Raw genomic sequence first — 15,574 nt, forward strand, 5'->3', positions numbered from 1 at the left:
TGAGAAAATGTGAATGTATTTTGAAAATGATTAATTAGGGGAATTTGAAAATATCTATTAATCAGGTTTTACTACATTTGAAATATGAAACTGGAAACCCAAAGATTAGTCCTGAAAGAAATCAACGAAAGTCATGTTGAAGATATTCTGAAAATCAGGAGCAATGAAATCATCAATCGGTTTGTGCGCAGAAACTCGCCCAAAAACAATTACGACGCACTGCAATTTATCCTGACCATTAAAGAACGGACTAAAAATAACCAAACCTGTTATTGGGGAATTTCTTTAAAAGATCAGCCGGATCTGATCGGAACCATCTGTCTCTGGAATTTTTCTGAAGACCGGAAAGTGGCTGAGGTGGGGTATGAGTTATTGCCGGAGTATCACAGAAAAGGCATCATGTCGGAAGCTTTGGCTACGGTGGTGAATTTTGCCTTTCAGGAACTGAATCTCGGTGAAATTGTAGCGATGACGCATCAGGGCAATGAGAATTCAAAAAATCTTCTTTTGAAAAATCATTTCGTGCTGGAAGAGGAAAGAAAGGATGAAGGATTTCCGGAAAATCTGGTTTTTAGCCTGAAAACATCTTTACAGTAGTTTTGAAAATCATTACATTTGTATCAATAAACCGAAACACAATGAATCTGGCAGCCGAAAAAAGGGAACTTATCAAATGGATCAACTCTCTTGAAAATCCTTTCATTATTGCAGAACTCAACAAAATCCGCAAAAGAGAAAACTTTAAATTTGAAAAAGAATGGGAACGGGGGGGCCAGGAGAGGAAATAAAAAAAATACCACAGATTTTCTTGAAACATTACCTTGGAAAAAGTAAATATTATTCTTCGGAAAAATGTTGCCGATTTTCTGAATGAATTGGTTTTTAATCTTTTTGAAAATGATTATTTCAGCAATGAAGAGTCTGCATTACATTATGTGAAGAAAATATATGATTTTATAGAATCCAGACTGCCTTTATTTACGCATAAAATACACCTGAAAAATTAATAAAACTTGGATCCAAGTACACATTCTATAAAATTAATCAGCATACTACGGGGTGTATTTTTTTCGAAAGTTATGAGAACCAATATCTCATTACTTACATTACCAATAATCATTCGGAAATCATCAATCTTCTTTAAAAATTGATCTCGAATACTAATGAATAACAAAGGCAAGAAAATTGATATAATTCCACAAAACCTGACGTATTCAGCAGGAAGGAGGTTTCTCCATGAATATTCTAGATTAATAAAAACCATTGAGAGAAATTATTTCCGAATTAATTCATTCTCAAATTTTTAAATTAAAATCATGACCTGGACCGAAGTTTTAGCCCCGATAAAAAATACCCCATACTTTACTAATCTTTGGGAAAAAGTAAAGCAGGAATATGCCACAACCAAAGTTTTTCCGCCGAAAAGCCAGATTTTCAGGGCGCTGGAAATTACCCCTTTTGATGATATTGAAGTGGTGATCCTCGGTCAGGATCCTTACCATAACGATTACCAGGCGAACGGTCTTTGTTTTTCCGTTTCCGAACAGGTGACATCGCCGCCATCGCTGAAAAATATTTTTATTGAATTAAAGGATGACGTCGGCGTAATAAGAACTTCAAAAGAACTGGACGACTGGGGCAAGCAAGGGGTTCTATTATTAAATGCTACTTTAACAGTGCGTGCCCATTCCCCGAATTCCCACAAAGATCTGGGCTGGGAAAAATTCACTGATTTTATCATTAAAGAAATTTCGGACAAAAAAGAAAATGTCGTGTTTGTATTATGGGGCGCTTTTGCACAAAAAAAAGCCGAACTCATTGATCCGGCGAAGCATTTTATCTTAAAATCTGCACACCCTTCACCTTTTTCGGTGCACAGAGGTTTTTTCGGAAGCCGGCCTTTTTCCAAAATTAACGAATATCTGGTTTCAAAAGGGAAAAAACCTATTTCATGGTAGCAGTGTCGACTCCTTTTGTAATTATAATTCCGATTCTGTATCTTCCCTTTAAATCTTTTGCTCCGTCAACGGCACCGGGATATGGCTGAACATCCGCCAGAGAAATCGTATAGCCGTTAAATACAGCCGATGCACTGTAATTTCTGGCTTTGTTATCGATGGTTGCAATCTCCAATGTCATCGGCCGGGTTGCGGTTCCCATAACTTCAATCTGTGCCACGGCAACGCCCGCCCAAATGCAGTTGACGTCTTTCGGACAGCGGCTGTCTTCGGAAATTCCTTTGAAAGTAACATTCATTTGGTATTCTTTTAGGAAGCGGTTTTCACCTTCGTTGAGGTAAAGGATGGTTTTGTCTGATTTACTCACTTGATTCATCTTGGCTTTATCAGTATCCACTTTGATCTTATTATTCTTTTTTTGAGCATTGCAGTTCATTAAAAACAGTGAACCCAGGCTTAGAAGTAAGGCTTTATGCGGTATCATAATTTCTTTTTTTTAAATAATATTGAGCATATTGAAAAGTACTACCAAAAACATGGCCACTCCTACGACAAGACTGAATCCCGTTCCGTAAATAAATCCGATGAATGCCCCTTTTGTTGATTTCCATGCTTTTGTCATATCCTTGCTGTCATGAAGAAGCTCCCCGATGAAAACCCCGGCAAACATCCCCACAAGAAATCCCAGGGGAATAGGCAAAAACATACCGACAATGGTTCCGACAATGGATCCGATGCTTCCCCAGCGCGTTCCGCCGTACTTTTGGTTGGTCTTCGCCGGAATAATGTAATTTAAAACCACCGAAGCTGCGGTAAGGATTACAAATACCCAGACATAGATCATCGATAAGTTCGCATCGGTCCCGAATTTATAGATCAGCAGTCCGCAAATGCTTAATAAGAGCCCCGGCAGTACGGGGAGGAAAGTTCCTAAAATGCCAAGAAACAGTAAAACCAGGCAGAGAATTTCAATTAATACGACGTCCATGAGATTTGATTATAGTATGCAAGATATAAAAAAAGCGGCTCTCAGAAAAGCCGCTTTTGCATTTAAAATAAAATTATTAAAGGTTCAAAATAACATACTGCAGGATCACTCCGGCGTTTCCGATGTTTCCGGTCGCATGATTGTGGAAAGTCGTGTAATAAATATATCCGCTGTTCGCCGATCCCGAGCATGGTCCTACGGTAGCGCCCAATGCAACCAGATAAGGTACGATAGCCTGAGGAACGGAAAGACTGATCTGGATATTTCCGGGAAGGGTAATGCAAATCGTTGTGAAAGTAGTAGTGGGTGCATTACCGATCGGCGTTGTCGGAAGCCCGGTGGCGGAAAAATGATTGGTCCGGATCATCAGGGCATCATTGCTGGAGGTTTCTTTCACCAAAACTTCCCAGTAAGCCGGATCGTAACTGATGATTTTCTGCCATGTACCCAGATCGTAATTGATGTTCAGCGTATTGAAGCCTAAAGCGGTGGTAAGACCGGCGTTGGTTACGGTAGCTCCTACATTGCCTGAATTTCCGATGTTTTTCGAACATAACTTCGAATCGGGAACAAATCCTCCTGCCGGAGCACATGCACTGGTATTACTGGTTCCGCCTACGAGATAGGAAACATCCCAGTCGGAAGCATAGATACTTCCCCCGTTGGCCACAAAAATAGCCAGATTGGCTTCAGCGGCAGCGTAAAGTCCCGGATTGGATGAATAATTGTTCCGTGAACCGCAGTTAAGGAAAATAATATCATACTGAGCAATTGTGGTGAGGTTGGTAAGGTCGTTATTGGTGATTTCCGTTGCAGTGTATCCCAGGCTTAGAATAATATCCTCGATTTTATCATAACTTCCCTTTACATAAGCAATTTTTGCTACCTGGTTCAGCTTGGTCTGTCCGGCATCCAGGCTCAGGGTTTCGTTATTTTTTACCGTAGCATTAATTTCTGTCCGGAAATTACTTCCGTTACCCGTCTGGATGTAAAACGTATGGTTTCCCACTGGTGCTTCAAGTGCGAAATTACCGTCGGCATCAGTTGCGGTATAATAAATCTTATACTTTTCGTCAAAGGTAAAAACCGACGCGCCTCCGATGGGCTTCACTCCGTTTTGCGACATGACTTTCCCGGTAACTTTTCCTGTTTTTACGGTATTGTCAATCGTGATTTCGGCAGGGGTTTCAGATTCCGAACGGCAAGCCCCTAATGATAAGAGAATAATGAAAATGAATAGAAGATTAAACTTTTTCATAAGCTTTAGTTTTTTGAATTAGGATACTAATTTAGTTATTTTATTGTTAAATGTTTTATAATTTTAAAATAATTTTAAATAATCCGTAAATTTTGGAATAGATTATGATAAGAAATCCTGTTTTTAAAAGGGTTTTGTGATTCTAATTTTAGTAAATTTGTTCTGATGAAAAACCAGTTAGAAGAAACCAAAGATTTAATACAGGAACTGAGTGAGCCTCTGTATGTTTATATAAATAAAATTTCGCCGGCCGGGCTGGAATGGGTATTCCACATCATTGTAAAGCTGGCATTGCTGTGTGCCGTCTTCTTCATAATCGACTTTATCCTGAAGATTATCATCAACAGTATTTTCGGAATTTTCCGTAATCAGGAGAAATACCCGATTGTGAATTCGGTATACGCGTCAAAGATTACCAATTCCCTGGCGCATCTGATCGCCCTGCTGATCATCGGTGGGATCCATGAATCGATTTTTGCAGGAGCTCTTACCAGGACAACAAAATTTATTGTTAGATCTGTAAACCTGGGAATCGTAATGATTTTCGCAGGAATGTTGTACCGCGGATTGGCGGCTTTCAGGAATTATTTCGTGATCAAGCAGGATTATTACAAGATTATGGCGCTGAATGCCATTTCCGAAACCATGAAGATTCTGGGGATCTTTATCTTTTCCGTAGTTGGCATCTGTGTAGTGTTCGGCATCAAAGGAACCACCATTGTCGGAAGTCTCGGTGCAATTACTGCGGTGCTGGTTCTGGTTTTCAGGGATACCATTCTCGGTTTTGTAACAGGCCTTCACGTGGCTACCTCCAAAAACCTGAAAGTAGGGGATTGGGTAAGCATTCCTAAATATAATGTCGAAGGAAATATTGCAGAAATCAATCTTTTAACTACCAGAATCAATAATTTTGACAAGACCTTTTCCACGATTCCTACGTATGATTTACTGACTACGGAAATCAAAAACCTGCAGGTAATCTCGGAGAAAAATACGCGAAGAATTAAAAAATCAATTTATTTCAACATCAATTCATTTAAATTCCTGACGGATCAGGAGATTGAACGATTGAAAAACATTAACCTTATTTCAGAATACCTGGCCGAAAGTTCCATCAACCTGAAGAAAGAGAAGGAGAACATGGCGCATAAGGAAGAAATCATTAACGGAAGGCAGCTCACAAACATTGGGGTTTTCAGGATTTATGCGCAGAAGTATATCGAAAGAATCCCTGAGCTGGATAAAGAAGGTCCGATCATGGTCCGACAGCTGAATATTACGCCGCAGGGGCTTCCGCTGGAGATCTACTCTTTCACCAATGATACGGAATGGGTTAGATTCGAGCAGATCCAGGCAGACATATTCGATCATTTACTGGTTGCCTCAAAAGCCTTTGATCTTGAAGTGATGCAGGTAAAGATGTAGCATCATAGCAATATATAAATAAAAAAAGAAAGACCGTTTTATGCGAAATCTCATCAGGGAAAATCCTGTTTTTGGTTTTCGGGAATCTGTATTTTATCATAGCTTTGCAGCTGTATAATTATAAAATGAGGAGAATACCGGTATCTGATAGGTTTTAAATAACTGCATTTTACCGTATCCGTCAAATCATATTCAAAAATTTATCATTAGAAATGACAAAACTAAGCGTAAACATCAATAAAATTGCCACTCTTCGAAATGCAAGAGGCGGTGAGACTCCAAGCGTAACAGAAGCGGCGATAAAGATCCAGGAATTTGGCGGACAGGGAATTACCATCCATCCCCGACCGGACGAAAGGCACATTACCAGGAAAGATGTTTATGATCTGAAACCGCTGGTAGCGACGGAATTTAATATTGAAGGAAATCCTCACCGCTCATTCATCGATATGGTGCTTGAGGTAAGGCCGGAACAGGTAACACTGGTTCCCGATGCCGACGATGCCATTACTTCCAATGCAGGCTGGGATACAAGAAAACACCTGGATTTCCTGACCGAAATTATTGTCGAGTTCAGAAATGCAGGCATCCGTACCTCTATTTTCCTGGATCCGGATCCGGAATTGGTAGAATATGCCGCCAAAACAGGAACAGACCGTATCGAGCTGTATACTGAAGCCTATGCAAAACATTATACCCAAAATAAGGAAGCCGCCATCAAACCATATTACGATACAGCGGTAGTTGCTGCCGATTTCGGGCTGGGCGTAAATGCCGGCCATGATTTGAGCCTGGACAATTTAAAATATTTTGCCGATCATATTCCGAACCTTCTGGAAGTTTCCATCGGCCACGCATTGATTTCCGAAGCGTTGTACATGGGACTTGAAAATACCGTTCAGGCCTATCTGAAAAGACTGGCGAAGTGGTAATAAGGCTGGGTGATGGATGCTGGAAGCTTGAGGGTAATGAGCACAAAGTTTAGAATGATGTTAGTTACTGTTAAAGTAAAAAAGGAAGAAATTAGAATTTCACCTCCCCAAACCTCCATCATTCCGCACCGATCATCCATCTAACAGATTAACAGTAAATGGGAAAGCCAAAGGCTGCAATTTTAATTCCGCAACCTTCCAGCTTCCAACATTCATCTTCCATCCAAAAAACAAACCTATGCAAATCTTAAATTCAAAAATATTCGGCGAAAGCCTTTCTTCCACACCTCTGCTTGTATTTCACGGCTTATTCGGAATGCTTGACAACTGGGGAACCTTCGGAAAAGATTTCGGGGAATTGATGCCGACTCATCTTATTGATCTCCGTAACCATGGACGAAGCTTTCATTCGGAAGAGATGTCCCACGACGATCTTGCGGACGATATTCTCCGGTACATGGAACATTATGGAATGGAAAAATCCCATATTTTAGGACATTCCCTGGGAGGAAAAGCAGTGATGCAGTTTGCCATTAAATATCCTGAAAGAGTTGATAAATTAATTGTTGTCGATATTTCCCCAAAAGCTTATCCGCCGCACCATCAGGGAATTATTAAAGCTTTGGAGACCGTGGATTTCGATACGGTAAATTCCAGAAATGAAGTAGAGGCGGTTTTAAGCCAGTATATTCCGGAAAGATCGACCATTCAGTTTTTAACGAAAAATCTGTATTGGGATGAAAATAAAAAGCTAAACTGGAGGTTTAACCTGAGAACATTGTCGGAAAAATACAACCAGTTTGTATCGAATGCCATAAAATACGGGGTTTTTGATGGAGAAAGTTTATTCATCGCCGGGAAAAAATCCAATTATATCCTTCCGCAGGACGAGTTTTCTATCAGGCAACAGTTTCCGAAAGCGAAATTCATTACGATAAAAAATGCCGGGCACTGGGTACAGGCTGAAAATCCGGTTGATTTTGCAAATGCGGTTAAAGCATTTTTATCAATCCCATAAACTGCATAATACCTGAATCTGAATTGTTAAAATTTTCTTAAAATATATATTTATTCTTTCTGGAGTGAATTTTTTTAATACTTTAGTGACTCATAAATCACTAAATATTAATACTATGGAAAATAAAAAGTCTAAAAAGCCTTTTTTCGCTTCTTTCCTTGAAAAGCAGATTCAGGATCCTGAAAAGATCAAGGGAGGATCCGAAACTTCCACCGGAGTGCTTAAAGATGCCGTAACCGCACCTGTGGCCGACAGCCTTACCAAACCGGGAGAAGATACGGTAAGTATGAAATATCCGTCCGACAGTGATGAGGGTGGAAACGAATTATAAAAGCTAATCCAAACAAAACATTCAAATTACAAACATTATGAAAAAGAAAGACAAAAAACCGTTTTTCGCTTCTTTTCTGGAGAAACAAATTGAGCATCCTGAAGGCATTCAGGGTGGGGCAACAACTCCAAATACCGATCTTATCACCATTCCGGAAAGAGATGGAATAACATCCCCTTCGGTAGATGGGCCGATCACTTTGAAATATCCGTCCGACAGCGATGAAGGCGGGTTCGATCCGGTGCCGCCTGGCGATGATCCTCATACTCCGGCCCCTTAATAGTAAAAGTACAATCAAAATTAAATTATATGAAAAACAAGAATTCAAAAAAGAAACCTTTTTTCGCATCGTTTTTAGAAAAACAAATTCAGGATCCTGAAAAAATCAAAGGCGGAGGAGATGTTACCTTAGCGACACAGGATAATGTTATTACTTCAAAAGCTGCAGATACGGTAACGAAACCTACGCAGGATATGATGCATACCATGAAATATCCGTCGGACGGAGACGATGATTCTCAGACTGTGTAATAAATTGTTACAGGGTACTTTGACAAAAAATACAAGGAAACTTAGAGCATAAGTTTCCTTTTTTAATAAAACAGGCTATATGATTCTCTGCATTACCCACTCAAAGGATTTTTATAATATCGATATCTTTTTCGACTATCTGAAAGCCAAAGGTATTCCGTATTTCAGGCTTAATTCCGACCGGTTGAATCATTCCCAGAGAATCAGCATTCACGAAGATTTTTTTGAATTGACCGATGAATATGGAAACACGCTTGATTCAAAAACAATACAGGCGGTCTGGCACCGGAAGTCCTGGCGTATTTCCATTCCTGAAGAGCTGGATAAAACTTATGCTCAGATTTTCCTGAAGGAATATGCAAGCCTCCAGTACAATCTTTTAACCTTGCTGGAAGAGGTGCCGTGGATCAATCCGCTTCAGAATGAGAATAAAATAGACGGCAATAAAATCCATCAGTTAAAGCTGGCAAAAAAGAATAACCTGACCGTCCCCGAAACTATTTTCTCCAATGATCCTGAGAAAATCACCGGATTTTTCCATGAAAAGTGCAACGGAAAAATGATTGCCAAACTTCATGGCGTTATTTCAAAATCGATGGGAGGGGAAAACTTGATTTCTACCCAGATCATTGATGAAAATTCCCTGGAAAACATTGAGGATATCGAATATTGTCCGATGATCTTCCAGCCTTATATTGAAAAAGAATATGAATTGAGGATTGTTTATCTCGACGGAGAATTTTTTACCGGAAAAATCAACAACAGTGAATATACGGATTGGCGGATCGCTAATGGAGATTACTTCTGGTCCGAATATCTTCTGCCTGAACATATCAGAACAAACCTTACGGCCATGATGAAAGAAATAGGACTCTACATTGGTGCCATCGATATGATCAGAGGACAAGACGGGAACTATTATTTCTTGGAAGTGAATCCGCAGGGAGAGTGGGGCATGCTCCAAAAAGAACTGAATTTCCCGATTGCGGAAAGGATAGCCGATAACCTTATAAAAAGAATGAAAACCAATGAATAAAATCTTAATCATCACGCATACAGGGGATAACTTTTCCATCGAAAAAGTAACGGAATACATCGGTAAAAACGGATGTGAGGTCATTCGTTTCGACGTTGATCTCTATCCTCTTAAAAATAAACTGTCAACCCGTTTTGAAGATGGAAACTGGATGACCATACTTGAAACACCGGAAAAAAAATACCGGCTGGATGATATTTCAGCGATTTGGTACAGAAGGGCTTACAATATGGCAAACGGGCTGAAAGAAGAAATCGACGGGAAATTTCTGGGTGCTGCATTGGGAGAAATTCGCAACACGCTCTTTGGATTTTTCGAATCGGCAGATGTGTATTCTTTGGGAAAACCAAGCGTGTACCGAAGGCTGGACAGTAAAGAAGAACAGCTGAAGATTGCAGACAAGATCGGACTTAAAATTCCGGAAACCTGCATCACCAATAATCCTGAAGAAGCCAAAAACTTTGTACTGAAGCATCAGAATGTAATCGCCAAAATGCAGACCGGTTTTGCGATTTACGAAGACGGTGTGGAAAACGTGGTGTTTACCAACGTCATCACTGCTGAAAAGCTTGAAGAACTGGATACGCTCCTGTATTGCCCGATGCAGTTCCAGAAAAAGATAGAAAAGAAAAAAGAACTCCGCGTGACCATCGTCGGACGTGATGTTTATGCATTTGAGATCGATTCCCAGCAATCGGAAAGGGCAAAGATCGACTGGCGAAAAGACGGTGTTAATCTCATCGACAAATGGATTCCAACCGAGCTTCCTGCTGATATTGAAGCGAAACTATTGGAGCTTTTAGATGTTTACCACGTCGATTATGGAGCCATCGATATGATCGTTTCACCGGAAGACGAATACTATTTTATCGAAATCAACGCGGCCGGAGAATTCTTCTGGCTGGATAACCTTACGGAAGACAACCGGATTTCAAAAAGCATTGCCGATGTGCTTTGCGATAAAGCTCTGAGAAGGAACAATAGGGTACTCGTATAAATTTTATTTCCCTAAACCTTCAAGGTTTCAAAACCTTGAAGGTTTACATAAACTGCCGGTTTTACTGAATTCTGTTTCTTAAAAAAATTAGCCGTTTTCATTATTTTTTCCATGGAATATGTATGATAATCTAAAAATAAACTTAATTTTATCATCTAAATTGTGGCAGTGTCGAAATTCTTTTCTATAATTTTTATCTTATCAGGCGTTCTTGTCTTTGCGGGAACCGGAAATCCGGAAAAGAGCCAGCTCTTCAAAAAAGCGGGCAGCGAAATCGTGTTGTCGCCGGAACGTTCGGTAGAGGTGCTGGATTATATTGAAAAAAACTTTCCACTGGATAAAGAAGAAGAAAAAAGGCTGTTGTATCTTAAAGTAAAATCACTTTATTTTCAGAACAATCTTACTGATGTTTTAAAAATCATATCGAAAGAAGATAAACACTACTCACCTGAACTGATGATTCTGAAACGGAATATACTGTATTCATTTAATATCACCGATGCCGCTCTTTTTAAAAATACGCCTGCTGATAATGATTACGGATTTTCTGAAAAAATATGGGGTATGCTTAACCGTTTAATGGTCAGGAGAAAATTCCCAACTCCGGCAGAATTGCTGCCAATCCTGAAAGAAATAGGGTCTCATCACCCGGAAGTACAACGGGAAAGCATGCTCAACCTTTCCGATTACCTGGCTCAGAATGATTCGCAGCTTCTGTACCAGCCTTTTCTGAATGAAATCAGCACGGTATATAAAAATGATCCGGCCTTTAACATCCTATACGCCAAGTACCTGCTGAAAAACAACCGGAATGAAGAGGCCGCAGCATTGATATCGGAACTACCCGAAGAATCTCTGGAACAGAGCACGAATTTAAATTTAAAATACCGGTATTACGATCTGCTGGTTAATTTTTACTCGAAAACCGGTCAATATCAGGAGTATAGAGAAGCGGTCCGGAAAAAAGAGGCCTTGTTCAATACGATCGACCGGGCGGCTTTTTCGGCGAAGAACAAATGGTTTGACAGCCTGGAAGAGAATTACAGGAATGAACTGGATTCTTCCATTACCCATAAACGGTATTTTTTATTTTCTGCTTTAGTAATTGCCGTATTGTTCATTGGTTTTATTTCGGTGCGGCTTTCCCGGATAAAATCGCAGATCGAGGAATATGAAAATTTCACAGCTCAATTACGGCTGAATAAAGATAAAAAGACAGTTCAGCCTCAGGCAATCTCTGAGAAAACCGAGAACCTGCTGCTGCAAAAATTACAGGATTTTGAAAAAACTACGGATTATACCCGGCCCGATATTTCCCTCCAGAGCCTTGCCAAAAAACTGGATACCAATACCAAATATCTATCGGAGATCATCAACAAGCATAAACAGAAAAATTTTAATGCCTACATCAACGAGTTGAGAATCAATTATATTACCGGTAAATTAAAGGAGAATACCGTATATAGGAATTACAAAATAAAGTATCTTGCAGAAGAAAGCGGATTTTCCACGCACAGCGCTTTTGCTGCAGCATTTAAGATGGTGAACGGCATATCACCGGCCCATTATATCCAATTGTTAAATCATAAAGAAGAATGAAGGTACCGGTCTTTATCGTATTGTTGTTTTTATGCTTTGCCTGCAGGACGCATGATCCGGCAGAGGATAGGATGGTGGGCAACGCTGAAAAAGCGATGCTATCGGATCCTCGGAAATCTTTTGATCTTGCCCAGGATCTGCTGAATAATCATTCCTTGACTCATAAGAATAAGGTGCGCAGCCTGTTTGTTCTGGCGAATACCTCCAATGTGATGGGAAAGCCGCTGGACGTTATAAAATATGGTAATCTTACTGTGGAGAATGCCACGGAAGAAAGTGATATGATTACGAAAATCAAAGCCCTGACGTTAATTGGAAATACCTACCAGTCCATACAGCTGAATGAAAAATTACGTACGAACCTGGATCAGGCCGAGCAGCTCCTGTCTTCGCCGGCAGTCCCCGATTCAATGAACGTTATCCGCGGAAATATATTCTACCTTAAAGCAATGAATTACTTCAGCAATATGGACGGAAATATTGCCCTGTCTTACTTTGATAAAGCCATTCACCAGTACCTGATCTCCAAAGAGCCGGTGGCACGGATCAATCTTAAATTTGCCTATATCAATAAAGGGTGGGCACTTATTGACCAGAAGCGTTTTGACGTGGCAAGACAGAATTTTGCACTGGCAAAGGCAGATCCGGGAACAGATTCTAACAACTATCCGCCCTTATTTATGGAAAGGCTGGAGACCACCTGCGCACTTGCCGAAGCCAAGATGTGCGCTGTGCAGAATGATCCCGAACGCTCAAATACCATTCTCTTCGGCATATTAAATGATCAGAAAAATATTCAGGTAAGAAAGGAGTTCGAAAATGATATTTACAAGCTTTTAGCAGACAATTTCTTGAAAAAGAACGAAGTGGCAAAATATGACTATTATCAGAATCTGTATCTCAGCCGTGCCAGCCAATACAATCAGGTTGCGGCAGATCTGGTAAACAAACTGATCCGGCAGGAAGGAGAAGAATATGCCCTGAAGAAAAAAGAAATTGACCGTAAATATTTTTTATTAACAGCTATTCTGTTGCTGCTTACCGTGCCTGTTATCATATTTCTGGTGAAAAAATCCATAAAACTGGGCAAAAAGTGCAGAAGCTTACGGACTGAAGTGTATAATGTTTTACCTTATGAAAATCAAATGGTTAAATAGATGAAATGCCTGTCGGAATCATGAATATTCTGTAAAACCGGTATGGCTTTTTTTTGGTTTTGTAAAATTGATAGTTATTTTCGTAGAATTAAACATCTACGAAAAATGAAGAAACTCTATCCCTTTAACCAAGCGTTAAAACTGAGTACAATTGAAAGAGATCCCGGAAAGAAAACCAGGCTTTCCTTCTTTAAATTTCTGACAGCTTTGGCTGCTTTTGTACTATCGCCGAATCAAAACTGTAAGGCACAAATTATCGCGTATACCTTTTCGCAATCAAGTTCTGTGTATACTCCTGTTGCCAACGAAACGGTATTGGCTGCCGCGACAGATAATACCGCCACATTGAATCTCAACAGTGTGGTTTCTGCAGTTAATATACCATTTGCTTTCAGCTTCAACGGGACTTCTTATACTTCTCTTAATGTTTCTTCCAACGGATTTATCACTTTTGGTTCCGTTGCGCCATCTCCCTTTTATACCAGTCCTATTTCAGGGACTACCTCTTATCAGGGTGCAATATCTGCATGGGGGCGTGATATTTCCAGTTTTTATAACATAGGTGGAAAAACAGGAAAAATTTCATATGGGGTTACTGGGAATGCTCCCAACAGGGAATTTATTATCCAGTGGACCAATTTCAGGCCTAATGCTTCAACAGTAAGCACCATCGTCTATTCATTTTCTTTCCAGATCAGATTAAAAGAAACCTCTAATATTATCCAGATGGCGTATGATCAGGGATCGTATCTGGCCGGAAGCACGACGGTAAACGGTACCGCCGAAATAGGAATAAGAGGAGCTTCCAATGCCGAATTCAACAACCGGCTGAATCCAACGACTGCCGTATTCTCCGCTTCCGGAGCCGGAACCGCCGGCAATTCAGCCCAGGCTTTTAACACCGTAGGTACGGTGCCCGGAATGCCGCCGGCAGATCTTGTCTACACCTGGACGCCGCCAAGCTGTTATACCCCAACCGGTATTTCCGTAAATAATCTTACCTCGGTTTCTGCAATTTTGTCGTGGAATGCCTCCGCGTCATTGCCGGGAGGATACGATATTTATTACAGTACCAGTTCTGCGGCACCAACGTCTTCGACAGCTCCTACCGTTTCGAATGTTCCGGGAACTTCCTATCAGATAAACAATTTGAATCCGTTAACCACTTATTATGCATGGGTACGCTCAAACTGCGGCAGCGGAAATGTGAGTGTATGGTCACTTGATCCTATGATATTCACGACAAAATGCAGCAATCCTCCTGCGGCACCTACAGTGAATGGAGCGACGATTTATCCGAACCATCAGGCCATTCTCACGGCTAATCCTTCATCATCCGCCAATTACAGCTGGTACGATGCACCGAACGGGGGCAACCTGATGTATACGGGAAATCCTTTTACGACACCTGCATTAACGGCCACGACCAATTATTATGTGAGTACGTTTACGGGAACTTCCGGAATCCCGACAGGGAGACCGATCTATACCAACGGAGGTGCTTTTACGGGTTTTGGAACGACGAACTTCGGGTTGGTTTTCGATGTTTTGAGTTATATGGTTTTAGAGAGCATAACCGTATATCCTCTCAGTACGACCAGTTCCCAGGGAACTTTAACCATTGACGTTATCGATTCCAACGGGGTTATCGTTAATACGAAAACGGTGAGTGTGACAGGTGCTCCGGTTTCCGCACCCGTAGCACAGGTCATCAACCTTGATTTCCCGATTTTCCCGGGAACCAATTACAAATTACGTCCCCGCGGCTATACAGGTATAGACGGATTGCTATACGAATCGAATACGACTGCAGGCTATTTCGGATACCCTTTAAATGTCCAGAATTTAGTAGATATAAAATACAGTACCCTAACCGCTGCTCCGACCAATACTCCCAATACAGGTCTTTATTACTATTTTTATGATTGGAAGGTTGGAAATAAATGCGAATCGGCCAGAAGCCCGGTTACGGTAACGGTGGATTCCACGCTTTCAACATCGGAAGCAGACACAAAAAATACGGTAAAAATTTATCCGAATCCTTTTTCCGATGCCATAACGATCGACAGGCCTGAATTGATTGGCTCACTGGGTATTTTCGATGCTTCCGGAAAATTGGTAATGCGGAATGTGAAAGCGGAGCAGAAGCTTATCCTGAGCCATCTGGTACCCGGAGCATACATTGTACAGATTCTCATGAAAGACGGTACCCGCCAGTCTGTAAAACTTATTAAAAAATAAAAGCAAATTATATTGGGAAAAGGCCGTCTGGATTTTATTCGGACGGCTTTTTTATATTAACCGTTATGAATTCGGACAACGATCGGAAAATTAAAAGTTTTTT

18 protein-coding genes are annotated in these 15,574 nt (G+C 40.6%); 15 read left to right on the plus strand and 3 right to left on the minus strand.

Going from position 1 to position 15,574, the window contains the following annotated elements:
• Positions 1-84 precede the first annotated feature (84 nt).
• The 4 genes from ACED20_RS12725 to ACED20_RS12740 all read left to right on the plus strand — a co-directional run bounded on the left by ACED20_RS12725 (position 85) and on the right by ACED20_RS12740 (position 1,958).
• Positions 85-597 (plus strand): GNAT family N-acetyltransferase, encoded by a 513-nt coding sequence (locus ACED20_RS12725; protein WP_294311410.1) that lies wholly within the window; start codon positions 85-87, stop codon positions 595-597.
• Between the two features lie 41 nt (positions 598-638).
• Positions 639-788, plus strand: a complete 150-nt coding sequence (locus ACED20_RS12730) for a hypothetical protein (RefSeq protein ID WP_294220022.1) — start codon at positions 639-641, stop codon at positions 786-788.
• Between the two features lie 33 nt (positions 789-821).
• Positions 822-1,007: a hypothetical protein gene (locus tag ACED20_RS12735; protein ID WP_294233005.1), complete on the plus strand. Its 186-nt coding sequence runs from the start codon at positions 822-824 to the stop codon at positions 1,005-1,007.
• Between the two features lie 309 nt (positions 1,008-1,316).
• Positions 1,317-1,958: a uracil-DNA glycosylase gene (locus ACED20_RS12740; protein WP_294233003.1), complete on the plus strand. Its 642-nt coding sequence runs from the start codon at positions 1,317-1,319 to the stop codon at positions 1,956-1,958.
• Here ACED20_RS12740 and ACED20_RS12745 read toward each other — a convergent pair.
• The 3 genes from ACED20_RS12745 to ACED20_RS12755 all read right to left on the minus strand — a co-directional run bounded on the left by ACED20_RS12745 (position 1,945) and on the right by ACED20_RS12755 (position 4,204).
• Positions 1,945-2,442, minus strand: a complete 498-nt coding sequence (locus ACED20_RS12745) for a hypothetical protein (protein ID WP_378104945.1) — start codon at positions 2,440-2,442, stop codon at positions 1,945-1,947. The two genes, ACED20_RS12740 and ACED20_RS12745, sit on opposite strands and share 14 nt — an antisense overlap.
• Positions 2,443-2,454: 12 nt before the next feature.
• The gene (locus tag ACED20_RS12750) at positions 2,455-2,946 is read right to left on the minus strand and encodes a DUF456 domain-containing protein (protein ID WP_378104947.1); all 492 of its coding nucleotides are present in this window, start codon (positions 2,944-2,946) and stop codon (positions 2,455-2,457) included.
• Between the two features lie 76 nt (positions 2,947-3,022).
• Complete coding sequence (locus tag ACED20_RS12755; protein ID WP_294240977.1) at positions 3,023-4,204, minus strand: hypothetical protein; 1,182 nt, start codon at positions 4,202-4,204, stop codon at positions 3,023-3,025.
• A 165-nt stretch (positions 4,205-4,369) separates the two neighbouring features.
• Here ACED20_RS12755 and ACED20_RS12760 point away from each other — a divergent pair, with 165 nt between their 5' ends.
• The 11 genes from ACED20_RS12760 to ACED20_RS12810 all read left to right on the plus strand — a co-directional run bounded on the left by ACED20_RS12760 (position 4,370) and on the right by ACED20_RS12810 (position 15,471).
• Positions 4,370-5,629: a mechanosensitive ion channel family protein gene (locus ACED20_RS12760; protein WP_294234262.1), complete on the plus strand. Its 1,260-nt coding sequence runs from the start codon at positions 4,370-4,372 to the stop codon at positions 5,627-5,629.
• 212 nt (positions 5,630-5,841) lie between these two features.
• Complete coding sequence (locus tag ACED20_RS12765; RefSeq protein ID WP_294203310.1) at positions 5,842-6,561, plus strand: pyridoxine 5'-phosphate synthase; 720 nt, start codon at positions 5,842-5,844, stop codon at positions 6,559-6,561.
• Positions 6,562-6,799: 238 nt separating this feature from the next.
• Positions 6,800-7,579, plus strand: coding sequence for an alpha/beta fold hydrolase (locus ACED20_RS12770; protein WP_378104952.1), 780 nt, complete (start codon positions 6,800-6,802; stop codon positions 7,577-7,579).
• A gap of 115 nt (positions 7,580-7,694) precedes the next feature.
• Positions 7,695-7,910 (plus strand): microviridin/marinostatin family tricyclic proteinase inhibitor, encoded by a 216-nt coding sequence (locus tag ACED20_RS12775; RefSeq protein WP_378104955.1) that lies wholly within the window; start codon positions 7,695-7,697, stop codon positions 7,908-7,910.
• Between the two features lie 37 nt (positions 7,911-7,947).
• Positions 7,948-8,190, plus strand: a complete 243-nt coding sequence (locus ACED20_RS12780) for a microviridin/marinostatin family tricyclic proteinase inhibitor (RefSeq protein WP_294203314.1) — start codon at positions 7,948-7,950, stop codon at positions 8,188-8,190.
• Positions 8,191-8,219: 29 nt separating this feature from the next.
• Entirely contained in the window at positions 8,220-8,441 is a 222-nt protein-coding gene (locus ACED20_RS12785; RefSeq protein ID WP_294203316.1) for a microviridin/marinostatin family tricyclic proteinase inhibitor, read from the plus strand.
• A 79-nt stretch (positions 8,442-8,520) separates the two neighbouring features.
• Positions 8,521-9,477, plus strand: coding sequence for an MvdC/MvdD family ATP grasp protein (locus ACED20_RS12790; RefSeq protein ID WP_378104959.1), 957 nt, complete (start codon positions 8,521-8,523; stop codon positions 9,475-9,477).
• Positions 9,470-10,474 (plus strand): MvdC/MvdD family ATP grasp protein, encoded by a 1,005-nt coding sequence (locus ACED20_RS12795; protein WP_294234267.1) that lies wholly within the window; start codon positions 9,470-9,472, stop codon positions 10,472-10,474. The genes ACED20_RS12790 and ACED20_RS12795 overlap by 8 nt, the downstream gene beginning before the upstream one ends.
• 168 nt (positions 10,475-10,642) lie before the next feature.
• Positions 10,643-12,073 (plus strand): helix-turn-helix domain-containing protein, encoded by a 1,431-nt coding sequence (locus tag ACED20_RS12800; protein ID WP_378104963.1) that lies wholly within the window; start codon positions 10,643-10,645, stop codon positions 12,071-12,073.
• A complete protein-coding gene (locus ACED20_RS12805) occupies positions 12,070-13,230 on the plus strand; it encodes a hypothetical protein (protein WP_378104965.1) in 1,161 nt (386 codons plus the stop codon). The genes ACED20_RS12800 and ACED20_RS12805 overlap by 4 nt, the downstream gene beginning before the upstream one ends.
• A 105-nt stretch (positions 13,231-13,335) precedes the next feature.
• On the plus strand, positions 13,336-15,471 hold the full coding sequence (locus ACED20_RS12810) for a T9SS type A sorting domain-containing protein (RefSeq protein ID WP_294240985.1): 2,136 nt from the start codon (positions 13,336-13,338) through the stop codon (positions 15,469-15,471).
• Positions 15,472-15,574: the final 103 nt, after the last annotated feature.

The organism is Chryseobacterium sp. sg2396 (genome assembly GCF_042610505.1).
Classification (GTDB): Bacteria; Bacteroidota; Bacteroidia; order Flavobacteriales; family Weeksellaceae; genus Chryseobacterium.